Origin of the sequence: Escherichia whittamii (genome assembly GCF_014836715.1) — a bacterium.
Lineage (GTDB): Bacteria > Pseudomonadota > Gammaproteobacteria > Enterobacterales > Enterobacteriaceae > Escherichia > Escherichia whittamii.
Genome location: NZ_JACSQI010000007.1, coordinates 160,377 through 182,919 on the forward strand (window position 1 = coordinate 160,377; position 22,543 = coordinate 182,919).

At 49.2% G+C, this 22,543-nt stretch carries 23 protein-coding genes; 10 read left to right on the forward strand and 13 right to left on the reverse strand.

The window, feature by feature from the left end; genetic code table 11:
• Positions 1 to 141: 141 nt before the first annotated feature.
• From glxR to allA, 5 genes are all read right to left on the reverse strand, one after another.
• Complete coding sequence (gene glxR, locus H9644_RS12945) at positions 142 to 1,020, reverse strand: 2-hydroxy-3-oxopropionate reductase (protein WP_064529041.1); 879 nt, start codon at positions 1,018 to 1,020, stop codon at positions 142 to 144.
• A 100-nt stretch (positions 1,021 to 1,120) separates the two neighbouring features.
• Positions 1,121 to 1,897, reverse strand: a complete 777-nt coding sequence (gene hyi / locus H9644_RS12950) for a hydroxypyruvate isomerase (protein WP_191774852.1) — start codon at positions 1,895 to 1,897, stop codon at positions 1,121 to 1,123.
• 12 nt (positions 1,898 to 1,909) lie between these two features.
• Positions 1,910 to 3,691 (reverse strand): glyoxylate carboligase, encoded by a 1,782-nt coding sequence (gene gcl / locus H9644_RS12955; RefSeq protein WP_191774854.1) that lies wholly within the window; start codon positions 3,689 to 3,691, stop codon positions 1,910 to 1,912.
• Between the two features lie 89 nt (positions 3,692 to 3,780).
• On the reverse strand, positions 3,781 to 4,596 hold the full coding sequence (gene allR / locus H9644_RS12960) for an HTH-type transcriptional repressor AllR (RefSeq protein ID WP_000141275.1): 816 nt from the start codon (positions 4,594 to 4,596) through the stop codon (positions 3,781 to 3,783).
• A 77-nt stretch (positions 4,597 to 4,673) separates the two neighbouring features.
• Positions 4,674 to 5,156, reverse strand: coding sequence for an ureidoglycolate lyase (allA, locus tag H9644_RS12965; RefSeq protein ID WP_064529044.1), 483 nt, complete (start codon positions 5,154 to 5,156; stop codon positions 4,674 to 4,676).
• A 229-nt stretch (positions 5,157 to 5,385) separates the two neighbouring features.
• On the opposite strand from allA, the gene allS reads away from it, so the two are divergent.
• Positions 5,386 to 6,312 carry an HTH-type transcriptional activator AllS gene (gene allS, locus H9644_RS12970; protein WP_191774856.1) on the forward strand — a complete coding sequence of 309 codons (927 nt, stop codon included), beginning with the start codon at positions 5,386 to 5,388 and terminating at the stop codon, positions 6,310 to 6,312.
• 68 nt (positions 6,313 to 6,380) lie between these two features.
• Complete coding sequence (mnmH, locus tag H9644_RS12975) at positions 6,381 to 7,487, forward strand: tRNA 2-selenouridine(34) synthase MnmH (RefSeq protein ID WP_191774858.1); 1,107 nt, start codon at positions 6,381 to 6,383, stop codon at positions 7,485 to 7,487.
• 51 nt (positions 7,488 to 7,538) lie between these two features.
• On the opposite strand, the gene H9644_RS12980 is transcribed toward mnmH, so the two are convergent.
• The 5 genes from H9644_RS12980 to ybbA all read right to left on the reverse strand — a co-directional run bounded on the left by H9644_RS12980 (position 7,539) and on the right by ybbA (position 14,148).
• Positions 7,539 to 8,162 carry a DUF2931 family protein gene (locus tag H9644_RS12980; protein ID WP_225221397.1) on the reverse strand — a complete coding sequence of 208 codons (624 nt, stop codon included), beginning with the start codon at positions 8,160 to 8,162 and terminating at the stop codon, positions 7,539 to 7,541.
• 51 nt (positions 8,163 to 8,213) lie between these two features.
• Entirely contained in the window at positions 8,214 to 8,876 is a 663-nt protein-coding gene (locus H9644_RS12985) for a DUF2931 family protein (RefSeq protein WP_105289182.1), read from the reverse strand.
• Positions 8,866 to 10,866: an Hcp family type VI secretion system effector gene (gene tssD / locus H9644_RS12990; protein WP_064529048.1), complete on the reverse strand. Its 2,001-nt coding sequence runs from the start codon at positions 10,864 to 10,866 to the stop codon at positions 8,866 to 8,868. Before tssD ends, H9644_RS12985 begins: the two co-directional genes overlap by 11 nt.
• A gap of 184 nt (positions 10,867 to 11,050) precedes the next feature.
• On the reverse strand, positions 11,051 to 13,465 hold the full coding sequence (ybbP, locus tag H9644_RS12995; RefSeq protein ID WP_191774862.1) for a putative ABC transporter permease subunit YbbP: 2,415 nt from the start codon (positions 13,463 to 13,465) through the stop codon (positions 11,051 to 11,053).
• Positions 13,462 to 14,148: a putative ABC transporter ATP-binding protein YbbA gene (ybbA, locus tag H9644_RS13000; RefSeq protein ID WP_064529050.1), complete on the reverse strand. Its 687-nt coding sequence runs from the start codon at positions 14,146 to 14,148 to the stop codon at positions 13,462 to 13,464. The genes ybbP and ybbA overlap by 4 nt, the downstream gene beginning before the upstream one ends.
• Between ybbA and tesA the strand changes: the two genes are divergently transcribed.
• From tesA to cnoX, 3 genes are read left to right on the forward strand one after another with little or no spacing between them, the layout of a single operon-like run.
• Positions 14,119 to 14,742: a multifunctional acyl-CoA thioesterase I/protease I/lysophospholipase L1 gene (tesA, locus tag H9644_RS13005; protein WP_064529097.1), complete on the forward strand. Its 624-nt coding sequence runs from the start codon at positions 14,119 to 14,121 to the stop codon at positions 14,740 to 14,742. The genes ybbA and tesA overlap by 30 nt on opposite strands.
• The gene (gene ybbO / locus H9644_RS13010) at positions 14,732 to 15,541 is read left to right on the forward strand and encodes an NADP(+)-dependent aldehyde reductase (RefSeq protein ID WP_074399549.1); all 810 of its coding nucleotides are present in this window, start codon (positions 14,732 to 14,734) and stop codon (positions 15,539 to 15,541) included. Before tesA ends, ybbO begins: the two co-directional genes overlap by 11 nt.
• Before the next feature lie 60 nt (positions 15,542 to 15,601).
• Complete coding sequence (gene cnoX / locus H9644_RS13015; protein ID WP_191774870.1) at positions 15,602 to 16,456, forward strand: chaperedoxin; 855 nt, start codon at positions 15,602 to 15,604, stop codon at positions 16,454 to 16,456.
• Positions 16,457 to 16,600: 144 nt separating this feature from the next.
• Here cnoX and fetB read toward each other — a convergent pair whose 3' ends face one another.
• Positions 16,601 to 17,380 carry an iron efflux ABC transporter permease subunit FetB gene (fetB, locus tag H9644_RS13020; RefSeq protein ID WP_191774872.1) on the reverse strand — a complete coding sequence of 260 codons (780 nt, stop codon included), beginning with the start codon at positions 17,378 to 17,380 and terminating at the stop codon, positions 16,601 to 16,603.
• A complete protein-coding gene (gene fetA / locus H9644_RS13025; protein ID WP_191774874.1) occupies positions 17,367 to 18,044 on the reverse strand; it encodes an iron efflux ABC transporter ATP-binding subunit FetA in 678 nt (225 codons plus the stop codon). Before fetA ends, fetB begins: the two co-directional genes overlap by 14 nt.
• A 144-nt stretch (positions 18,045 to 18,188) precedes the next feature.
• On the opposite strand from fetA, the gene H9644_RS13030 reads away from it, so the two are divergent.
• Positions 18,189 to 19,106: an SPFH domain-containing protein gene (locus tag H9644_RS13030; RefSeq protein ID WP_064529054.1), complete on the forward strand. Its 918-nt coding sequence runs from the start codon at positions 18,189 to 18,191 to the stop codon at positions 19,104 to 19,106.
• The gene (locus H9644_RS13035) at positions 19,103 to 19,561 is read left to right on the forward strand and encodes an NfeD family protein (protein WP_064529055.1); all 459 of its coding nucleotides are present in this window, start codon (positions 19,103 to 19,105) and stop codon (positions 19,559 to 19,561) included. The genes H9644_RS13030 and H9644_RS13035 overlap by 4 nt, the downstream gene beginning before the upstream one ends.
• 199 nt (positions 19,562 to 19,760) lie before the next feature.
• Here the strand turns inward: H9644_RS13035 and H9644_RS13040 are convergent, their stop codons facing one another.
• On the reverse strand, positions 19,761 to 20,123 hold the full coding sequence (locus H9644_RS13040) for a hypothetical protein (protein WP_001001645.1): 363 nt from the start codon (positions 20,121 to 20,123) through the stop codon (positions 19,761 to 19,763).
• 365 nt (positions 20,124 to 20,488) lie between these two features.
• Here H9644_RS13040 and H9644_RS13045 point away from each other — a divergent pair, with 365 nt between their 5' ends.
• The 3 genes from H9644_RS13045 (at position 20,489) to H9644_RS13055 (ending at position 22,474) form a co-directional block, all read left to right on the forward strand.
• The gene (locus tag H9644_RS13045) at positions 20,489 to 21,736 is read left to right on the forward strand and encodes a YadA-like family protein (protein WP_191774876.1); all 1,248 of its coding nucleotides are present in this window, start codon (positions 20,489 to 20,491) and stop codon (positions 21,734 to 21,736) included.
• Positions 21,737 to 21,848: 112 nt separating this feature from the next.
• A complete protein-coding gene (locus H9644_RS13050) occupies positions 21,849 to 22,271 on the forward strand; it encodes a hypothetical protein (protein ID WP_064529057.1) in 423 nt (140 codons plus the stop codon).
• Positions 22,268 to 22,474: a hypothetical protein gene (locus H9644_RS13055; protein WP_064529058.1), complete on the forward strand. Its 207-nt coding sequence runs from the start codon at positions 22,268 to 22,270 to the stop codon at positions 22,472 to 22,474. The genes H9644_RS13050 and H9644_RS13055 overlap by 4 nt, the downstream gene beginning before the upstream one ends.
• Positions 22,475 to 22,543 lie beyond the last annotated feature (69 nt).

The window sequence follows — 22,543 nt, forward strand, 5'->3', positions numbered from 1 at the left end:
TAACGCTGTTTTAATCTAGCTATGAGGAACTAATAAAATAAAAAATATTTTTTAATGCTGAAGCAACATCTTTGGCTGCTTTCTATGTTTAATACTGCGGGCCGAATCATTTGCTGATATCGGCCATTTTTATTACGGGCATCAGGCCAGTTTATGATTCGCCATTAATTCCAGCGCCTGCACTAACGCAGAGTGATCCAACTGACTGCCGCCGTTTGCCGCACAGGTATTAAATAATTCCTGACAGGTCGCGGTGTTTGGCAGATTCAGCGCCAGTGCTTTCGCACTTTGTAGCGCCAGGTTGAGATCTTTCTGGTGTAACGCAATTTTAAAACCAGGATTAAAGGTGCGTTTAATCATGCGCTCACCATGAACTTCCAGAATGCGCGAGGAAGCAAAGCCGCCCATCAGCGCCTGGCGTACACGTACCGGGTCCGCTCCGGCTTTTGAAGCAAACAGCAGGGCTTCAGAAACCGCTTCAATATTGAGCGCCACGATAATCTGGTTTGCCACTTTGCAGGTTTGACCGTCGCCATTACCGCCCACAAGAGTGATATTTTTACCGAGCAGTTCAAACAGCGGTTTCACACTTTCAAATACCGCTTCGTCGCCGCCAACCATAATTGATAACGTCCCTTCCCGGGCGCCAATTTCGCCGCCGGAGACTGGCGCGTCGAGATAATCGCCGCCCAGTTCATTTACCTGACGGGCAAAACGTTTAGTTTCAATCGGTGAAATGGAGCTCATATCTACAATGGTTTTGCCCTTCAGCGAGGCTTTGGTACAACCATTTTCAGCAAACAGAACTTCTTCAACGTGCGGCGTATCCGGCACCATAATAAAAATGATGTCTGATGCTTCCGTTACCTGACGCGCGGTGTCGACATTAACGGCGCCGAGTGACAGTAATTCATCAGCAACCGGACCAATGGTTGTGACATGCAATTGATGACCGGCACGGGCCAGATTAATGGCCATCGGAGTACCCATAATGCCTAAGCCAATAAATCCCAGTTTCATAATTAACCTCTTTTTAAATATCGCTATTCCTGAATTCAGACAACACGATCCCCTGCCGTCGTTGCGGTCTAAAAAAGCATTGTCTGAACAGCGTTACGTTTTAACGGTACGGTGCCATCCAGCCTAAACCGGCTTCCGTGGTGGTTTTAGGTTTATATTCACAGCCAACCCAACCGTTGTAGTCAGAATTTTCAATTACCTTAAAGAGATAATCGTAATTAATTTCTCCGGTCCCCGGTTCGCCGCGATGCGGATTATCGGCGATTTGCAGGTGCCCAATTTTATCGGCCCATTGGATCATGGTGTTGGTTAATTCACCTTCCATCCTCTGCATGTGATAAATGTCATACTGAATTTTCAAATTGCAGCAACCAACATCGTCAATCAGTTTCAGCGCCTGGTGAGTTCCGGTGAGATGGAAACCAGGAATATCGAAATGGTTGATAGGTTCAATCAGTAATAAAATATCTTCTTTCATCAGCATATTCGCGGCATAACGTAGGTTTTCCACAAGCGTCGAGTGAATCTGTTCACTACTGAAACCTGCTGGCGTTTTACCAACCAGACAGTTAATTTTTTTATTACCCAGCGCACGGGCATAACGAATCGCCGCTGCTACGCCATCGCGAAACTCTTCTTCACGACCAGGAATACAGGCAATACCGCGCTCGCCCGCCGCCCAGTCACCCGCAGGTAAATTATGCAGCGTATGTTCGAGTTTATTACTCACCAGCACCTGTTTTAATTCTTCAATGTCGTAATCATAAGGGAACATAAATTCAACGCCGCGAAAACCACGCTGCGCGGCTTTCTCAAAACGGGCGAGAAAATCATATTCGCCAAATAACATCGATAAATTAGCAGAGAAACGTAACATTATTTACCTCCCTTATTCATAGTGCATGAAGCAGGTTTCAGTCGGCGCGTCCGTAGCGTTATCAGCGATATCTTCAAATTCCATGACGTTATCCAGTTCGCTGCCCATCGAAATATTCGTCACACGCTCCAGCATAATTTCCACCACCACCGGAACACGGTATTGCGCCATTAACGCTTTCGCCTGTTCAAAGGCCGGAGCAATATCTTCCGGTTTGAAAACGCGAATCGCTTTACAGCCTAAACCTTCCGCCACTTTCACGTGGTCAACGCCATAACCATTCACATCACTGGAGTTAATATTTTCAAACGCGAGCTGTACGCAGTAATCCATATCAAACGCGCGCTGCGACTGGCGAATCAGCCCCAGATAGGCGTTATTAACCAGCACATGGATGTACGGAATATTGAACTGTGCGCCAACGGCTAATTCTTCAATCAGGAACTGGAAGTCGAAGTCGCCGGAAATCGCCACCACATTACGCTCTGGATCAGCAGCACACACACCCAGCGCAGCCGGAATGGTCCAGCCCAGCGGGCCTGCCTGACCACAGTTGATCCAGTGACGGTCTTTAAAGACGTGCAGCATTTGTGCCGCAGCAATTTGCGACAGACCGATGGTGGTGACATAGCAAACATCGCGTCCAAAGGCTTTGTTCATCTCTTCATACACGCGCTGCGGTTTCACCGGCACGTTGTCGAAGTGCGTTTTGCGCAGCAGCGTGCGTTTGCGCTGCTGGCAGTCGGCGACCCACTCTTTACGGCATGGCAGACGACCCGCTTTTTGCATCTCCTGGGCCACTTCAACCAGCAGCGTCAGCGCCGCTTTGGCGTCGGAGACAATGCCGAGATCCGGACACAGTACGCGGCCAATTTGCGTCGGCTCAATATCGATGTGGATGATTTTGCGCCCTTCGGTGTATTTCTCTACCGAACCAGTATGACGGTTAGCAAAACGGTTACCGATGCCAAACACCATGTCGGAAGCCAGCAGCGTTGCGTTACCGTAGCGATGCGCGGTTTGCAGCCCCACCATCCCGGCCATCAGTTCGTGGTCATCCGGGATACATCCCCAGCCCATCAGCGTTGGGATCACCGGAACGCTGGTCAGTTCGGCAAACTGCTGTAACAGTGCGGCAGCATCAGCGTTGATCACCCCGCCCCCGGCAACAATCACCGGACGCTCGGCCTGGATTAACATTTCTACGGCTTTTTCGATCTGCATACGGCTGGCAGCAGGTTTGTAGACTGGCAGCGGCTCGTACATGTCAGGATCAAACTCGATTTCCGCAACCTGAACGTCGAACGGTAAATCCACCAGTACCGGCCCCGGACGACCAGAACGCATCAGGTGAAATGCCTGTTGCAGCACACGAGGCACCAGCGCCGCTTCACGTACTGTAACCGCCATTTTGCTGACCGGTTTAGCAATTGCTTCGATATCAACAGCCTGGAAATCTTCTTTATGCAAACGAGCACGCGGTGCCTGGCCGGTAATGCACAGAATAGGAATGGAATCAGCAGAAGCAGAATAGAGCGCGGTGATCATATCAGTACCCGCCGGACCAGAAGTCCCCAGACAAACGCCGATATTCCCTGCCGTTGCGCGGGTATAGCCTTCCGCCATGTGCGAAGCGCCTTCTACGTGACGCGCCAGAATGTGACGAATACCGCCGTGCTTACGCATCGCTGAATAGAAAGGATTGATTGCTGCTCCCGGAACGCCGAAGGCGGTGGTGATACCTTCTTTCTCCAGCACATACATTGCCGCGTCAACGGCTCTCATTTTTGCCATTTTATTCCTACCTTTATTAATTGGAAAAATTTTCCAACTTTCAAATTTTGTCAAAAAAACCCGCTCCGCAGAGCGGGATGCGACAGACACTATGGATGTGCTTTCAGCCCCAACGCCGTACTGATATCGCGGGCGGTGTCTCTGACCAGCTCACCCTGACTGACAAAACGATCTTCTGTCAGTCTTGATGAAGGCCCGGAGATGGAGATAGCGGCAACAACACTACCCACATCATCGTAAATTGCTGAAGCTATGCAATTCAGGCCTACAACATGCTCTTCTTTATCTACGGTATAGCCCAGTTCACGCGCTTGTTCCAGGTCCTTCAGCAAAGTGGGCATATCCACTAGTGTGGTTGGCGTAAACTGCTGTAAACCGGTTTGCAGGATGATGCTCATCAGCTCCTCTTCCGCCAGCGGATAAAGCAGCGCCTTGCCCGCACCGGAAGCATGCAGCGGCAGACGACTGCCCAGAGGCGCACACATCCTGACCATCGATTTACACTCTAACTGGCCAATTAATACCGCTTCATTGCCGTTACGAATCGCGACATTGACCGTCTCGCCGGAAAGCAGCATCAGGCGGCGCATAAACGGCCCGGCGACGGAGAGGACATCACGGTTATGGATGTACGCCGCGCCGACATTAAAGACACCTAATCCTATATGCCACCAGCCTAACTGACTGTCCTGATAGACAAAATCCGCTGCCTGTAAAACCTTCAGCAGGCGAAAGGTCGTTGAAAGCGGCAAATCCAGATTGAGAGAAATATCGCTAACCGACGAACTTCCCCCACTTTTTTCCAGATATTGCAGAATCGCAATTCCCCGCTCTAATGCCTGTGCGCCTTTCTGTGCCACAGGCTCCGCCTGTCCTGGCCTGCCGCGCCGTCTAACTTCAGTCATACCTACGTTAACTCCGACCTACAAGTGAGCATAAACAATGAACAATTAGTTTATCTTATGCAAGTCGGTTACAGGCGTCACGCAAAACAGAGTTCCTGTTCAGGAATACTTTCAACATCACAGTTGTCACTGCCGCCGCGATCGATGGTCAGAAAATCGGTGACGCGCTGCCAGGCGAAAAGCGGATGATGCCAGACGTTACGATGATAATTCACTCCCTGCTCACCGTTGGTGATAAACGCCCGCAGCGTTGACAGGTCTGGTTTATCGTCACCTGACGCCACAACCACCACAAACACTTCGCCTTTCATCGGGATAAACGCCTGGGTACCGAGCGGATGACGCTCAAGTTCGTGGATGGTCAGCGGCAGCCTGGCCGGTTGTGCGCGGTTAATGCTGATAAGCGTACGGTCTTGCTCAAGAATCTCAACCAGCGCCAAATCGTGATAACGCTCCACCAGGCCATTGTTAATATGGAAAAAATCCCGTTTCTGCGTCTCGATTACGTCGCCATAAGCACTGAAAGCTTCCTGACTTAACGGTAATACCTGAAGTTTCATCTTTTTGTCCTTGTAACATAATTCCGTTCAACCAGCGCCGACCGGTCAGCTTGGTTTCAATAACAGGCAATCTAAAACCTTAAGAGAACAACATCAATACAAAAGTTGGAATATTTTTCCAAAACTAGATTTAGCCCACAAATCACGCCGGGTTATCATGTAAAAATACAGGTAAATCAAAGGACAAGAAATCACGCAACTTGCTGATTTAAAAAGGGGATACCTGAAGATGTTCGATCCAGAAACCTTGCGGACTTTCATTGCGGTTGCTGAAACAGGAAGTTTTTCAAAAGCGGCAGAACGATTATGTAAAACCACGGCGACCATCAGTTATCGCATTAAACTTCTGGAAGAGAATACTGGGGTGGTACTGTTTTTTCGCACCACTCGCAGCGTGACGTTGACAGCGGCAGGCGAACATCTGCTTTGTCAGGCCAGAGACTGGCTAAGTTGGCTCGAAACTATGCCCGGCGAGCTGCAACAGGTGAACGATGGCGTGGAACGCCAGGTAAATATCGTCATCAACAACCTGCTCTATAACCCCCAGGCCGTTGCCAGGCTGCTGGCGTGGCTGAATGAACGTTACCCGTTTACCCAGTTTCACATCTCCAGGCAAATCTATATGGGCGTCTGGGACTCGCTATTGTACGAAGGTTTTTCACTGGCTATTGGCGTCACGGGAACCGAGGCGCTGGCAAATACGTTTAGTCTTGATCCCTTAGGATCGGTGCAATGGCGCTTTGTCATGGCGGCAGATCATCCGCTGGCGAACGTTGAAGAGCCGCTAACAGAAGCACAGTTGCGGCGCTTTCCGGCGGTCAATATTGAAGACAGCGCCCGCACCTTAACCAAACGCGTCGCCTGGCGATTGCCGGGGCAAAAAGAGATTATTGTTCCTGATATGGAAACGAAAATCGCCGCCCATCTGGCAGGCGTTGGTATTGGTTTTTTGCCAAAATCACTTTGCCAGTCAATGATTGATAATCAACAACTGGTCAGCCGGGTCATTCCAACGATGCGCCCTCCTTCGCCATTGAGTCTGGCATGGCGTAAATTTGGCAGCGGCAAAGCGGTGGAAGATATTGTGGCCTTGTTTACCCAGCGCAGACCGGAAATTAGTGGATTTTTAGAAATTTTCGGCAACTCACGCAGTTAAAAATCAAGTTTCCTTGCGCGTTGGCGCGTAAAATAGCGCGCAAGCTGATTTGAGGTTCACTTTTAACTATGCAAGAGAGATACACGGAACAGGACTATCGCGCCCTGCTGATTGCTGATACGCCCATAATTGATGTTCGCGCCCCCATTGAGTTTGAGCAAGGCGCAATGCCCGCCGCTATCAACCTGCCGTTAATGAATAACGATGAACGCGCCGCCGTTGGCACCTGCTATAAACAGCAAGGGTCAGACGCGGCGCTGGCGCTGGGGCATAAACTGGTGGCGGGTGAAATTCGTCAGCAGCGCATGGACGCCTGGCGCTCTGCTTGTCTGCAAAATCCGCAAGGTATTCTCTGCTGCGCCCGTGGCGGTCAACGTTCGCATATTGTGCAACGCTGGCTACATGAAGCGGGAATTGATTATCCGCTGGTGGAAGGCGGTTATAAGGCACTGCGCCAGACCGCGATTCAGGCGACCATTGAACTGTCACAAAAACCGATAGTGCTGATTGGCGGTTGTACCGGCAGCGGTAAAACGCTGTTAGTGCAACAGCAGCCGAACGGTGTTGATCTGGAAGGGCTGGCGCGCCATCGCGGCTCTGCTTTTGGTCGCACATTACAGCCACAACTTAGCCAGGCGAGTTTTGAAAACCTGCTGGCTACCGAAATGCTAAAAACCGACGCCCGTCAGGATCTACGCTTGTGGGTGCTGGAAGATGAAAGCCGGATGATCGGTTCGAATCACCTGCCGGAATGTCTGCGCGAACGCATGACCCAGGCGGCGATTGCGGTGGTGGAAGACCCGTTTGAGATCCGTCTTGAACGCCTGAACGAAGAGTATTTCTTGCGGATGCATCATGATTTTACCCACGCTTATGGCGACGAACAGGGCTGGCAAGAGTATTGCGAATACCTGCATCATGGGCTTTCGGCAATTAAGCGTCGGCTGGGGTTACAGCGTTATAACGAACTGGCTGCTCGGCTGGATGCGGCGCTGACAACACAACTCGCAACCGGCAGCACCGACGGTCATATGGCCTGGCTGGTGCCGCTGCTTGAAGAGTATTACGACCCGATGTATCGCTATCAGCTTGAGAAAAAAGCGGAAAAAATTGTCTTTCGCGGTGAGTGGGCGGAAGTGGCGGAGTGGGTTAAGGCGTATGCCTGTGGTTATTAACCCACAAAAGTGCTTTTCCTTTCCTCTTTAAGAAATTGTGCAACTGGTTAACTACCAGTTGCCGTATGGATATTTTTTATCTTTGATAAAGTTTTTTGTACTTTCCGGATAAGAATACCCATGTTTATAGGCACTTCGGCCGTTACACATTTCCATTTTTTCACCTGAAACTGTTTCTATCAGAGTCTGCTTATCTGTCAGGTGAATATTGGGTTTGTCAGGCTTCTCCAGCCATACCCGTACTTTTCCTTCCGGAGCCAGACCAATTAACAGATACCGCAGATAATACTTTTCACTGCTATCACCTGGTGGTGAATAAGGTGTGAGCATCAATTTCCAGACTTCTCCCGCCAGCGTTATCCAGGTTTCATACACTTTTTTATCAATCACTGAGTCCCAGCAGAAATGGATAGACATTGGGGGATTTTTGGCATGATTGAATGCCGTCATTCCACCACTAAGATTTTCCTGCCATTGTCCTATTGTTGTTGAGACAGGGATAGTGCCATCCAGCGTTCTGAACTGATAATAGATGCCATCAGTATCCAATAATTCCACATAGGTAACTTGTGCAGGTAGTGCATTAGGGTAAAAAAAATTGAAATACCACTTTTCATAGGGTGCAAGCAGCGATATTTTTTCTTTCGCTGCTGTCTGGACGGCTCCGGATATCATTAACGCAATGGTTAATCTATAAATTATTTTAGCTATTATTTTCACTGTTGCTTACCAGTTACCGTAGGGATATTTTTTATCTTTGATAAAGTTTTTTGTACTTTCCGGGTAGGAATACCCATGTTTATAGGCACTTCGGCCTTTACACATTTCCATTTTTTCACCTGAAACCGTTTCTATCAGAATCTGCTTATCTGTCAGGCGAATATTGGGTTTATCAGGTTTCTCCAGCCATACTCCTATTTTCCCTTCCGGAGCCAGCCCGATTAACAGATGCCGCAGATAATACTTTTCACTGCCATCGCCAGGTACTGAATAAGGTGTGAGCATCAATTTCCAGACGTCTCCCGCCAGCGTTATCCAGGTTTCATACACTCTTTTATCAATCACTGAATCCCAGCAGAAATGGATAGATATAGGGGGATTTTTGGCTTTATTGAATGATAACACCCCAACCCGAAGATTATCTTTCCATTGACCAATAGTTGTGGAACTCGGAGCGGTAGCATCCAGCGTTCTGAACTGATAATAGATACCATCAGTGTCCAATAGTTCTACATAGGTAACTTGTGCTGGTAGCGCATTAGGGTAGAAAAAAAGGAAATACCACTCATCATAGGGTGCAAGCAACGATATTTTTTCTTTCGCTGCTACGTTAAAATTAAGAATCATACACATAATAAAAACAAACGTTAACTTTATATTAAATTCCATTTTGTTTACTCCCTTGCATATCGTATATAGTTCTGCTCCAATTTTCATCCGGCCGATTAACAAAACTAAATGTTTTAAACGCTGATACTTCAGCAGACACCTTATTTTTTAATCGATAATCGACGGCATTCCAGTTGGAAGAACAGTGTAAATATTTTCCGACAACGAGTAGTTCTTCTGAAGAAAAAGGTTGTGGCGTAGATTTTTTCAATGCATCTTTAGCTTGTGATATTGATTTATCACATATTTTACTTAACTCCTCTGGATATTTATAATAATCATTATCTGGTATTTCATCAAATAATACCCCTGCCTCTTTAGCGACTTCATACATTACTCTTAACGCAATCTTTGACCAGTCATTGGTGATAGTTCTGCGAAATGTCACCGCTGCAGCGACCCGTTTTCTCACATTACCTAAGTGGTCAGGTGACGCTATTTCATCAATATTGGATTCAATTTTCAGGACACCAGAAGGCAGAATCGGAGCCAGCGTTGAATAGCGCCACAATAACTCTGCCTGCTGTGCTGCTTTTTGGTAAGTGCTTGTCGCTTCCACCGGCACATTTTCCAGTACCGTTTCAATCGCCGGGCGACTTAAAAACAGGTACTCATCTTCCAGTGGGTCATAACCGCCACCAATATCAGCATGTGATCCAGGGAAACTTAATTCTGGCCAGCTTTCCTTTATGCTATTGAGACAAAAGTTATAGCGGCATTCGTGCATTGCTGTAAGCTGGAATACATGTTTGGCCACACCTGGCGGTAACTTCACTTTTACCGGAAAGTTATTACCATCATGAGGGTCAAAACCATCCATCAGCCCTCCGATGGCTGCAACTGTGTCAAAAATACCTAAAAATTGCACTTCCCCGGAAGGTTTACCCAAATATTCAACTGACTGAAATGCCGTTGCAATGGTTTTAATCAGTACCGGATCACGCTCAAATACGCGATTAGCAAAATGCCGCGCGGCAGCAGCCCCACGACTAAAGCCAAATACGTCAAACTGTAGGCGCTTAATTACTAATTTATTCTCTTTTAAATCGACAATAACCTCTGCTAGTGCCTCACGAAGCAGTGATATTGCACGGTCAGTTTTAGCAATTACCCCAGTATCATTATTTCCAAGACCCATTCCTACCAGAGAGTCTGCTTTATTATTTTCAGTGCCTATACCTTCGATATATATTTTTTTCTGAACTTTAGATAACCCTTCATATATATAGATATCTTTATGATACAATTCATTCAACCAATGAATATTCGTATAGTAATTCAAATAGCTCTGTACACCTGATCCCGTTTTACCCTGCTTGCTCATACATTGTTTATTAAACAAAGCCAAATCCTGGACATCCAGACCATAGGTTTCAGGTTGGCACAAACTCATACGTAAATTCGTATTGGTTAAATTGTTACCTGTGCCATCAAAGAATACGCCAATGGTGAGGATAATTTCTCGTTTAGGCGGTATTACTGGTTTTTCCTCGACAGATAAGAGCGTCGGTGGGAAAAGGCGATTATAATTTTCAGGTGTGAGTAAATAGCTAAATTCTGTATTGGCTGTAAGATGCTTACAGTAGATATATTCGTAGTGTATCGTTATATATTGATAGTCAAGTTCATTTTGTTTTATTACAATCTGATTTTGACTTAACGTCGCACCACGGACTTCAATATAATAATACCTTTCCCATTTTCCATATTTATTAATGCGATAAAAATCGAACTCAAAACGGCATCGCTCGTTATTATTAATGCAATTCATCAGCAGCGGTGAACTTTTATCTAGAATTTTACAAAATTGTATCGTTTGATGATTAATGCCAAATCCTGTGTTACTTACTCCTCCCTGAAAACTAAAAACAAATATTTCATCCTCATGCCCCTGTTGATACCGATTCCCGACAGAGGCTTGCGTCCCGCATCCTGCAGAAATATTCCCTTGCTGCTCCCCTGTAATGCGTAAATATATAATGTCACTCATATGATTATACCCATTTCATAGATTTTAATTATATAACATAAAATTAATAAACATCTCATTTGGCAATGTATATTAATTAATGCTTGGGCATAACAATTTTTTATAAATTACCAATATAAATTTTTAATTACGTGATGCACTAATAAAAAAGCCGTCTATCTACCAGATAGACGGCTTTATCACATCACCCCGCAAACTGCCTGAACAGCGCCTTCCCCTTAACCAGCCGCGCGCCCAGCCAGCCGCCGCACAGGGAAAGAAGCAGCGCACCGCTGCACGGCAGCACAATCCACAATCGCCAGTCCGGCTCCCACGGGAAATCAAACACTTTCGATTGCAGTACCGCCAGCGCCGTTTCCGCACCGATCGCAGCCACCAGGCCAGAAACAAACCCAAGCATGGCGAACTCACACCATAATGTCGTGCGCAGCAGCTTTTTGCCCGCGCCGAGTGTGCGCCACACCACCAGCTCCTGATGACGCTGACGCATTCCCACCTGCACCTGCGCCAGTAACAGCAACATACCGCAGGCAGTGACCAGCACCACCATCACTTCCAGCGCCCGACTTACCTGTTCCAGTACCTGACTAACCTGCTTTAAAATTGCGCCGATGTCTAACAGGCTAATAGTCGGGAACAGGCGGTTGAGTTGCGTCAACATGCCGTTGCCGTTCTCCCAGCGGAAACTGGTGAGCCAGCTTTGCGGCTGCCCGTCCAATGCCCCTTCCGGGAAAATAAAATAGAAATTCGGCCGCAGACTTTCCCAGTCCACTTTGCGCAGGCTGGTCACTTTAGCGCGAAACTCCTGGGTATCGCCCATAAAGGTGACGGTATCGCCCAGAGCAACGTTTAAGCGTTTCGCCAGCCCCTCTTCCATCGACACTTCATCAGCTTTTGGCGGCCAGTTACCGGCGACAATCGGATTATGATCGGGTCGCGTATTTTGCCAGGTGAGATTAAGTTCGCGGTTGAGTGCCTCATCTTCATTGCCTTCTGTCGGCTTGTCATTAATCGCCGTCAGCCGCGCCCGCACCACCGGATAAAATGATTCCGGGACTATCTGATGTTCCGCAAGGAACGCTTTTAGCGGCGTTACCTGTTCCGTGGCGATGTTGATTAAAAAGTAGTTCGGGCTTTCTGGCGGTAGCTGCTGCTGCCAGCGGTCGAGCAGATCGCCACGCAGCACCAGTAGCAGTGCCAGCAGCATAAAGGAGAGCGAAAATGCTGAAAGCTGGCTCAACGTTGACCACGGTTGGCGCAGCAGGCGGCTGACCGCCAGACGCAGAGGTAGCGATTTCAGCGTCATGCGGCGAAGTACATTAAGCAGCATCCAGCCCAGCACACCGCACAGCAAAGCCAGCACTACCGCGCCTGCCAGCACCGCCCAGAGCAGCATACTGCCGCCCATCAGTCCGGCAAGCAGCAGCACGACCACCACGGTGACAATCGGCAGATAAAACTTCAGCGGCCAGACGTTCGCGACCACATCATTGCGTAATACGCGTAAAGGCTGCGTTGCCAGCAACAGGCGGTACGGTCGCAGCCCCACCAGCAGTGAGATGACCGTCATGGTGCCGAGCGCCCACAGCCACGGCCAGAGACTGGCAGGTGGTAGCGCGGCTGGCAGAACCGGCTTGAGCAAAACCATCAACACGTTTTCGAACAACAGACCCATCGCCCCGCCGGTAACGGCTGAAAGTACCAGCACCATCAACCACTGACCGACAATCAACTTACGCAGCTGCGCTCGCCCTGCCCCCAGCGTTTTGAGGATCGCCACCAGGTCGTAGCGACTGCGACAGTAATGATTCATCGCCACCGCCACCGCCGCCACCGCCAGCAGCAAGGTCAGCAGCGCAGAAAGCAGCAGGAACTGCTGCGAACGTTCCATCGAGCGCCCCAGCGCGCCTTCGTCCTGTTCCAGACCGTACCAGCGTTGTTCGGGTTTAAGCTGTGGTAACAACCATTTCTCATAGCCGTCGAGCTGATTCTCGCTGCCACCGAATTTATAGCGCCAGGTGACCCGACTCCCCGGCTGCACGGCTCCGGTTTTATCGACATCCGCCAGATTCATCATCAGGCGTGGGGCTATCTGGAAGGGGTTAAAACCGGAATCCGGTTCCTGAATCACTTCTCCGGCGATCCGCAGCGTGGCATCGCCCACGTCGATGGTGTCGCCCGTTTTCAGGTTAAGGAGTGCCATCAGGCGTGGAGCCAGCAATACGCTGCCCGCCAGCGGTTTCAGGCCTGGAGGATTGGTTTGCAGCTCACCGTACATCGGATAGATATCATCCACCGCTTTGACGTTCGCCAACTGCGGTGTGTCGCCCGCAAAGGTCATCGTGGCGAAAGTAAGCTGCTTGCCGACTTTCAGACCGCGCTTTTGCGCTTCCTCCAGCCACGCTTGCGGCACTTCGCGCGAACTGCGCAGCGCCCGATCGCCCGCCATAAACTCACGGCTTTGCTGGCTTAAACCTTTCTCCATCCGATCGCTGATATTGCCCAGCGCCAGCACGCAGGCTACAGCCAGACTTAGCGCCAGCCAGACAATTAATAGCGACGGCGAGCGCCATTCGCGCCAGAACCAACGTGCAATCATGCTTCCTCCTGCAACTGCCCGTTCACCAGCCGTAAGCAGCGGTCGCAGCGTGCCGCCAGTTGCAGGTCATGGGTCACCATAATCAGGGTGGTGCCATGTTCACGGTTGAGGGAAAACAACAGATCGGCAATTTTATCGCCCGTCTGGCGGTCAAGGTTGCCGGTAGGTTCGTCGGCAAACAGCACATCAGGCCGACCGTTAAAGGCTCGCGCCAGCGCCACACGTTGCTGTTCGCCGCCAGAAAGCTGTGCCGGAAGATGATCAAGACGTTTGCCCAGCCCTAACTGTTCGAGCAACGCTTTCGCACCGCTGCGACTTTCTGCGCTACTTTCGCCGCGCAACAGTGCCGGAAGCTCGACGTTTTCCAGGGCGTTAAGGGTCGGAATTAACATAAATGACTGAAAAACAAAGCCGATATGCTTCGCACGTAGCTTTGCCCGCGCCTCTTCATCCATGTCATGTAGCGGTTGCCCCACCAGATTCACTTCGCCACTGGTGCCGTCATCCAGCCCGGCGAGGATCGCCAGCAAGGTAGACTTACCCGATCCCGACTCGCCCACCAGCGCAATGGTTTCGCCGCGTTTGACAACCAGCTCAACTCCGGTAAGGATGGAGAGTTCATGCTCCCCCTGACCGACGGACTTCTTAAGATGATGAACTTCAACAATGTTTTCCGCTGGCATTTGCCCTTCCTGTTCCTGGTCCTGTTAACCTTCCGTGCCGCCGCAGCGGACACGTTATTAATTTTGGGTGATAGCCTGAGCGCCGGGTATCGAATGTCTGCCAGCGCGGCCTGGCCTGCCTTGTTGAATGATAAGTGGCAGAGTAAAACGTCGGTAGTCAATGCCAGCATCAGCGGCGACACCTCGCAACAAGGGCTGGCGCGCCTTCCGGCTCTGCTGAAACAGCATCAGCCGCGCTGGGTGCTGGTTGAACTGGGTGGCAATGACGGTTTGCGGGGCTTTCAGCCGCAGCAAACGGAGCAGACGCTGCGCCAGATTTTGCAGGATGTCAGAGCCGCCAACGCTGAACCATTGTTAATGCAAATACGTCTGCCTGCAAACTATGGTCGCCGTTATAATGAAGCCTTTAGCGCCATTTACCCCAAACTCGCCAAAGAGTTTGATGTTCCGCTGCTGCCCTTTTTTATGGAAGAGATCTATCTCAAGCCACAATGGATGCAGGATGACGGAATTCATCCCAACCGCGACGCCCAGCCGTTCATTGCCGACTGGATGGCGAAGCAGTTGAAGCCTTTAGTAAATCATGACTCATAAAGCAACGGAGATCCTGACAGGTAAAGTTATGCAAAAATCGGTCTTAATTACCGGATGTTCCAGTGGAATTGGTCTGGAAAGCGCGCTCGAATTAAAACGCCAGGGTTTTCATGTACTGGCAGGTTGCCGAAAACCAGATGATGTGGTGCGCATGAACAGCATGGGATTCACCGGTGTGTTGATCGATCTGGATTCGCCAGAAAGTGTTGATCGCGCAGCCGATGAAGTGATCGCCCTGACCGATAATTGTCTGTATGGGATCTTTAACAATGCCGGATTCGGTATGTATGGCCCCCTTTCCACCATCAGCCGCGCGCAGATGGAACAGCAGTTTTCCGCCAACTTTTTTGGCGCGCATCAGCTCACTATGCGCCTGTTACCGGCAATGTTGCCACACGGTGAAGGGCGTATTGTGATGACTTCATCGGTGATGGGATTAATCTCCACGCCAGGTCGTGGCGCTTACGCGGCCAGTAAATATGCGCTGGAAGCCTGGTCAGACGCGCTGCGCATGGAGCTGCGCCACAGTGGAATCAAAGTCAGTCTGATTGAACCCGGCCCCATTCGTACCCGCTTTACTGACAACGTCAACCAGACGCAAAGCGATCAACCGGTCGAAAACCCCGGTATTGCCGCCCGTTTTACTCTGGGGCCGGAAGCGGTAGTAGCCAAAGTGCGCCATGCTTTTATCAGCGAGAAACCGAAAATGCGCTATCCGGTGACGCTGGTGACCTGGGCGGTAATGGTGCTCAAGCGCCTGCTGCCGGGGCGCGTGATGGACAAAATATTGCAGGGGTGAGTTGAAGCGCGCGCTTAAGCCCCCATGTCAAAGAAAATATCGACAACAGAGAGCGACTCCATGTCCATAGAAAATATTGTCAACATTAACGAATCTAACCTGCAACAGGTTCTTGAACAGTCGATGACCACACCGGTGCTGTTCTATTTTTGGTCTGAACGTAGCCAGCACTGTTTGCAGTTAACGCCGATCCTGGAAAGCCTGGCAACGCAGTACAACGGGCAGTTTATTCTGGCGAAGCTGGACTGCGACGCAGAGCAGATGATTGCCGCCCAGTTTGGCCTGCGCGCGATTCCGACCGTGTATCTGTTCCAGAACGGTCAGCCGGTAGACGGCTTCCAGGGGCCACAACCGGAAGAAGCGATCCGCGCCCTGCTGGATAAAGTGCTGCCACGCGAAGAAGAGTTAAAAGCGCAGCAGGCGATGCAACTGATGCAGGAAGGCAATTACACCGACGCCCTGCCATTGCTGAAAGATGCCTGGCAGTTGTCGAATCAGAACGGAGAAATCGGCCTGCTACTGGCAGAAACGCTGATTGCGCTGAACCGTTCTGAGGATGCAGAAGCGGTGCTGAAAACCATTCCGTTGCAGGATCAGGACACCCGCTACCAGGGGCTTGTGGCGCAAATTGAACTACTGAAGCAGGCGGCAGATACGCCGGAAATTCAGCAGCTGCAACAGCAGGTGGCGGAGAATCCAGAAGATGCCGCGCTGGCAACGCAACTGGCGCTGCAACTGCATCAGGTGGGGCGCAATGAAGAGGCGCTGGAGTTACTGTTTGGGCATCTGCGTAAAGATTTAACCGCCGCAGACGGTCAGACGCGTAAAACGTTCCAGGAGATCCTCGCCGCGCTGGGTACGGGCGATGCGCTGGCGTCGAAGTATCGCCGCCAGCTGTATGCGTTGTTGTATTGATATTTCGTTGAGATGCGATGCTGCGTAGTTTCCACGCCTGATAAAACGCGCCAGCGTCGCATCGGGCATTCGTGCATAACCGCCGGATGCGGCGTAAACGCCTTATCCGGCCTACGTTCGCGCACAGTCTGTGCGGGCATCGCATTATTTCTTCTTCAATTGCGTCACCACCAACTGGTGGCGCGAATTGTAAAACTTACGATAGGTTAAATAGCAGGCGATAATAGTCGACAGGCTGGCAGTTGATAGCAGCATAAAGGTCACCATAATCTGATATTTAATCGCCTTTACCGGATCAATCCCGGCAAATATCAACCCGGACATCATTCCCGGCAAACTCACCAAACCAACCGTTTTTGCCGAATCCACCGTCGGAATTAATGCCGCGCGAATACTGTCGCGTATTAATATCGCTGACGCCTGTTTCGGCGTCGCACCAAGACTCAATTTTTCCTGGATTTGCTGCTGTTCGCTGATAAACCGCTGGCCGAGATTGTTATAACACAGCCCTACCGCCACCATAGCGTTACCGGCAATCATCCCGGCAATAGGGATCACCTGCATCGGGATAAACTCAATCGCCCCTGAGAGAATCAATACCGCCAGAGTAATTCCCGCCCCCACCGTAATGGCAATAAACGACGAAACAAAGGCTTTAGTAATATATTTACTGCGTTTTTGCGCATTCCATGCCGCATTAAAGCAAATAAATAACACCATCAATAATGTCAAACTGGCATCATCAACGCTGAAAATATATTTCAGCACATAGCCGACAATAATCAGTTGGATTATCGCCCGTCCTACGCTCCAGAGAATATCTTTCTCCAGCGCCAGCTTTTCTTTATGGCTAATTAAAATTGCCACCACCACCAGCATTAATGCCAGTGCTAATGATTCGTTGGTAATATTATGCGTGTTCATAGCGTGCTTCCTGCATTTCTCCGGCATGCGGTTGCAGCGTAATCACCTTATCCGCATGATTAATTTCGTCTTTGTCGTGTGTCACCCACAGCACGGCAATATTTTTTTCGTGTACATAGCGATGGATAATCTCATTAACGTTACGTTTGTTGCTTTCGTCCAACGCACTGGTGATTTCGTCGAGCAATAAAACCTTCGGCATAAATTGCAGGTTGCGAATCAACGAGATGCGTTGTTTTTCACCACCAGAAAGCTCGGCGATATTTTTTGTCAGGATAGTGTCCGGCAAGGAGAAACGTTCGAGAAAATCGAGAAAAATGGCCGGGTCAGGCTGCTGGTTACGGATCTGCCAGGGAAAGATCAGGTTATCGTATACCGTGTCGCCAAACAACACAGGTGTCTGAGCACAGTAGGAGACTTGCTGGCGATACTCTTCTGGCTTCAGAGTGAATATATCTTCGCCTGCAAATAGTAACGTTCCGCTGGTCGGGCTGATTAATGAAGCAACTATTTTTAGTAGCGTACTTTTGCCGCAGCCGGAAGGGCCGGTAATTAACTTAAATTCGCCAGCACGCAGCGAAAAATTGATGTTATTTAGAATCTTCGTATCGCCCGCCTGATATCCAACATTTTGCAGTTGGAGCAAAAGACTATTTTCCTGCATTGCCCATCCCTTTTCTGATTTTTACTAAAAACAGTTTATCCTCCGCAAGAATAAGGGGGAACTCTCTTTCAGTAATCAGGTATAATTTGTTTAATCAAGCAGCAATTTTGCTCTTTATGGACGGTACAACAGGAGGTTTTTCCGATGCTAATTTTTATCCCGATTCTCATTTTTGTTGCGCTGGTGGTTGTTGGCGCGGGCGTCAAAATCGTGCCGCAGGGCTATCAGTGGACGGTAGAACGTTTTGGTCGCTATACCAAAACGTTACAGCCGGGGCTAAGTCTGGTGGTGCCGTTTATGGATCGCATTGGTCGTAAGATCAATATGATGGAGCAAGTGCTCGACATCCCATCCCAGGAAGTTATCTCGAAAGATAACGCCAACGTGACCATCGACGCAGTCTGTTTTATTCAGGTGATCGATGCCCCGCGCGCGGCTTATGAAGTCAGCAATCTGGAACTGGCAATCATCAACCTGACCATGACCAACATCCGTACCGTTCTGGGTTCAATGGAACTTGACGAAATGCTCTCTCAGCGCGACAGCATTAACTCGCGTCTGCTGCATATTGTCGATGAAGCCACTAATCCGTGGGGGATAAAAGTCACCCGTATCGAAATCCGTGATGTACGCCCGCCCGCAGAACTTATCTCTTCAATGAACGCGCAGATGAAAGCGGAACGTACCAAACGCGCTTACATTCTTGAAGCAGAAGGGATACGTCAGGCGGAAATCCTCAAAGCCGAAGGTGAAAAACAGTCGCAAATCCTGAAAGCGGAGGGTGAACGTCAATCGGCGTTTTTACAGGCTGAAGCGCGTGAACGTTCTGCCGAAGCGGAAGCCCGCGCGACCCAAATGGTGTCTGAAGCCATTGCGTCTGGTGATATTCAGGCGGTGAACTACTTCGTGGCGCAGAAATACACCGAAGCGTTGCAGCAGATTGGTTCGTCCAGTAACAGCAAAGTGGTGATGATGCCATTAGACGCCAGCAGCCTGATGGGGTCGATTGCCGGGATTGCCGAACTGGTGAAAGACAGCGCCAACGAGCGAAATAAATCATGATCGAGATGATAGCTATCCATCCGCATATTTTTTGGCTGAGTCTCGGCGGTTTATTGCTGGCTGCCGAAATGCTGGGCGGCAATGGTTATCTGTTATGGAGCGGTGTCGCGGCGGTGATTACTGGTCTGGTGGTCTGGTTGCTACCGCTGGGTTGGGAATGGCAAGGGGTGATGTTTGCCATTCTGACGCTGCTCGCCGCCTGGCTGTGGTGGAAATGGCTGGCACGAGGCGTGCGCGAACAAAAGCACAGCGACAACCATCTTAACCAGCGCGGTCAACAATTGATCGGCAGACGATTTGTGCTGGAATCGCCACTGGTCAACGGGCGAGGTCATATGCGCGTCGGTGACAGTTCATGGCCGGTCAGCGCCAGCGAGGATCTCGGCGCAGGTACGCATGTTGAGGTGATTGCGATTGAAGGGATTACACTGATCATCCGTGCTGTCATCGCCTGATGCGACTTATCAGGCCTGGAAGTCTGTGCCTGAACGTAGGCCGGATAAGGCGTTTACGCCGCATCCGGCGGTTATGCGCGAATGCCTGATGCGACGCTGGCGCGTCTTATCAGGCCTACAAAACTAGCCAGTCTGCGCACGAACGTAGGCCGGATAAGGCGTTCACGCCGCATCCGGCATGTGAGCGGGTAATGGCAATTTACTCTTCTGTGGTTTTACCCATACTTTTCTGGTCTTCATCCGGATAATGTTTTTTTAGATATTCCAGGACGTTTTTATTGACCTTGTGTTGGGTATACACCCACCCTTTCCAGTAATCAGGCTGGTCCAGGTAAACTTCTGGTGGAATGGTGAAATCAGAAAGCGTTAACCATTCGGCTAACAAATCAGGATTACGTTTCTGGATTAACTGCAACAGCATAATCAGCGACATGGCAGAGGCAGGAGCCGTACTATCGCCACTTAAATATTTCCACACTGTTGACCGGTTCGAACGAAAAAGGATGGGTAGCAGCGCCCTGTCCAGATTCATTTCATTAAAAATCTTCTCAAATTCATTCATTTAATTTTCCTGCCTGGCGTAAACCTCTTAAAATTTGAGATTTATCAAAGAAACGCATTCTAGCACACATCAGGAACCGCTTCACGTTTAACCCAGAAACATCATTTATTTCGCTTATCAAAACAAGTCTTTATAGTTTCTTACAGAGAAATAGCACAAAATTCTTTTCCATTTTATTTCTAAAAGAAACATTTTTAGTTTCTATTAGTCGGTGTTTACGCTTACACAGTATAAAAACGCGCTTTACATCACACAAATGCCAGCGTAGATTCCGATCAATGCGAAACACATAACATTTCTTATAACAACAATTAGTGTTGCTATAAGAAACAAAAATGTGACTTACTTTGATTGAGAAAAAATGAATGAAAACTGTAAAGATGTCTTTACTGGCTGTCGTTGTTGCTACTGCTGTATGTCCATCGGCCTTTGCGGGGGACACCATTGAGGCGGCAGCGACAGAACAGACCCAGACAGACCACGATGCGGCACAAGATACCGCCATCCAGAATGCGCAAACCACCGCGAACAAAGCAGTGACGACCGCCGATGAAGCACACCAGGCCATTACGTCAGCGCAAAACGATATTGACGCCAACAAAGCGGCTATTCATAAAAATACCAACAACATTACCGAACAAAATAACATTCTCAGAGCTCAACAAGAGCAAATTACCGACACACAAAAAACGGTTGCTGCTACCGGTGATGTTCAGAACGCAGCACGTTATCAAAGCATGGTAAACGCCCGTCAGGAGGCTGCGGATAACGCACAGCAGCAACAAGCCGAAGCCCAACAAACGCAGATTACCGAACAGCAAAAGCAAATCGAAGCCACACAAAAAACGGTCGCAGCAACCGGTGACGTTCAGACCGCAGCACGTTATCAAAGCATGGTTAACGCCCGTCAGGAGGCTGCAGATAACGCACAGCAGCAACAAATCGAAGCCACACAAAAAACAGTTGCAGCTACCGGTGACGTTCAGACCGCCGCCCGTTATCAGGGAATGGTCAACGCTAAACTGGCTGCGGAAAATGAAGCCAGCACGCGAGCTTCTGCGGAGCAAGGGCAAAAAATTGACGCTCTTTCTTCTACCATGACGACGGTATCTCAAAGTGTTGCTACCGAGAACCACACAAAAGATCTGGAAGAAATTCATGGCGATATAACAAAAACCAACACTGCGGTAAGTAAGCTGGCGGCACAACAACAGATAGATAGCGTTCATTACGGTGAACAAATTCAAAACCTGGTGCAAGATTCCACCGATACGCATCAGCAGTTAAGCAACACGCAAAAACGAGTAGCGGATAACAGCCAGCAAATTAATACGCTCAATAACCATTTCAGCTCACTGAAAAACGAAGTTGAAGACAACCGTAAAGATGCCAATGCAGGGATCGCGTCAGCTATTGCCATTGCTTCACAGCCACAGGTGAAAACCGGTGATTTAATGATGGTGTCTGCGGGAGCGGGAACGTTTAATGGTGAATCGGCGGTATCTGTCGGCACGTCTTTTAATGCCGGGGTCCACACGGTAATTAAAGCAGGCGTTTCTGCGGATACGCAATCTGATTTCGGTGCGGGTGTCGGCGTGGGATATTCGTTTTAAGATCTCGCTGGATATTTTATAAATATCAATAATAACCATTAAATAAATTAGAGCAAGGACGTTTGCCTGTTTTCACTCCTTAATTATTTTCATACTCTATTTAAGGTTAACAATGATGAATAGCTCCATTAAATCGTTTTCCCTGCTGGCTGTTATATTGCTGGCTGGCTGTAGCTCTCCCACTTCCCGCATCGCAGATTGCCAGGCGCAGGGTGTCAGCCATGACACCTGTTATCTCGCCGAACAGCAGCGTCAGGCGGCTATTTTAAGTGCATCCGAGGCGCAGGCATTTAAAAATGCAGAAGCCGCACAACACGCCCAGGCGGCAAAGAAAGCCATTTATAAAGGATATGGCATGACCTTTAGAATGAGCAGTAAAAACTTTGCGTATCTCAATGATTCATTATGTGCGATAGATGAAGATAACGCCGATGCCACCGTTTATCAGTCTGGTCTGTATAACGTGATTGTTTATCACCACACAGGAAAAGTAGCATTAATGAAAGAAGGCCAGTTTGTGGGCTATTTAAAATGAAGGATGAAAAGAAAATATCCCTGACGCATATTCTGATCATCGGTGCGTTTATTTTTGCCTTCTTGCAAGTAGTATTATTAGCCTCCCTGATTCACGCTGTAAATGTTAACAACGAAATCCAGGAGGGCTTATTTCAGTCAGGGCGCATTATGGTAGAAAGTTTGCAGCATATTCTTTCTGTGCAAACGGGGATTAACGGGTAAAAGCACCATTTCCATTTACAGAGCAATAGTCACCTGCGTAATTTTCTGGCACAGTTCAGGGATCTGAAT

Bases quoted from the DNA above. Each gene is read 5' to 3' on its own strand.
- H9644_RS12985 (WP_105289182.1), bottom strand. From the start codon at position 8,876: ATGGAATTTAATATAAAGTTAACGTTTGTTTTTATTATGTGTATGATT.
- cnoX (WP_191774870.1), top strand. From the start codon at position 15,602: ATGTCCATAGAAAATATTGTCAACATTAACGAATCTAACCTGCAACAG.
- H9644_RS13045 (WP_191774876.1), top strand. From the start codon at position 20,489: ATGAAAACTGTAAAGATGTCTTTACTGGCTGTCGTTGTTGCTACTGCT.
- glxR (WP_064529041.1), bottom strand. From the start codon at position 1,020: ATGAAACTGGGATTTATTGGCTTAGGCATTATGGGTACTCCGATGGCC.
- hyi (WP_191774852.1), bottom strand. From the start codon at position 1,897: ATGTTACGTTTCTCTGCTAATTTATCGATGTTATTTGGCGAATATGAT.
- H9644_RS13050 (WP_064529057.1), top strand. From the start codon at position 21,849: ATGATGAATAGCTCCATTAAATCGTTTTCCCTGCTGGCTGTTATATTG.
- gcl (WP_191774854.1), bottom strand. From the start codon at position 3,691: ATGGCAAAAATGAGAGCCGTTGACGCGGCAATGTATGTGCTGGAGAAA.
- H9644_RS13030 (WP_064529054.1), top strand. From the start codon at position 18,189: ATGCTAATTTTTATCCCGATTCTCATTTTTGTTGCGCTGGTGGTTGTT.
- mnmH (WP_191774858.1), top strand. From the start codon at position 6,381: ATGCAAGAGAGATACACGGAACAGGACTATCGCGCCCTGCTGATTGCT.
- H9644_RS12980 (WP_225221397.1), bottom strand. From the start codon at position 8,162: ATGATATCCGGAGCCGTCCAGACAGCAGCGAAAGAAAAAATATCGCTG.
- H9644_RS13055 (WP_064529058.1), top strand. From the start codon at position 22,268: ATGAAGGATGAAAAGAAAATATCCCTGACGCATATTCTGATCATCGGT.
- fetA (WP_191774874.1), bottom strand. From the start codon at position 18,044: ATGCAGGAAAATAGTCTTTTGCTCCAACTGCAAAATGTTGGATATCAG.
- fetB (WP_191774872.1), bottom strand. From the start codon at position 17,380: ATGAACACGCATAATATTACCAACGAATCATTAGCACTGGCATTAATG.
- ybbO (WP_074399549.1), top strand. From the start codon at position 14,732: ATGACTCATAAAGCAACGGAGATCCTGACAGGTAAAGTTATGCAAAAA.
- tesA (WP_064529097.1), top strand. From the start codon at position 14,119: ATGAACTTCAACAATGTTTTCCGCTGGCATTTGCCCTTCCTGTTCCTG.
- allA (WP_064529044.1), bottom strand. From the start codon at position 5,156: ATGAAACTTCAGGTATTACCGTTAAGTCAGGAAGCTTTCAGTGCTTAT.
- tssD (WP_064529048.1), bottom strand. From the start codon at position 10,866: ATGAGTGACATTATATATTTACGCATTACAGGGGAGCAGCAAGGGAAT.
- ybbA (WP_064529050.1), bottom strand. From the start codon at position 14,148: ATGCCAGCGGAAAACATTGTTGAAGTTCATCATCTTAAGAAGTCCGTC.
- H9644_RS13040 (WP_001001645.1), bottom strand. From the start codon at position 20,123: ATGAATGAATTTGAGAAGATTTTTAATGAAATGAATCTGGACAGGGCG.
- H9644_RS13035 (WP_064529055.1), top strand. From the start codon at position 19,103: ATGATCGAGATGATAGCTATCCATCCGCATATTTTTTGGCTGAGTCTC.
- ybbP (WP_191774862.1), bottom strand. From the start codon at position 13,465: ATGATTGCACGTTGGTTCTGGCGCGAATGGCGCTCGCCGTCGCTATTA.
- allS (WP_191774856.1), top strand. From the start codon at position 5,386: ATGTTCGATCCAGAAACCTTGCGGACTTTCATTGCGGTTGCTGAAACA.
- allR (WP_000141275.1), bottom strand. From the start codon at position 4,596: ATGACTGAAGTTAGACGGCGCGGCAGGCCAGGACAGGCGGAGCCTGTG.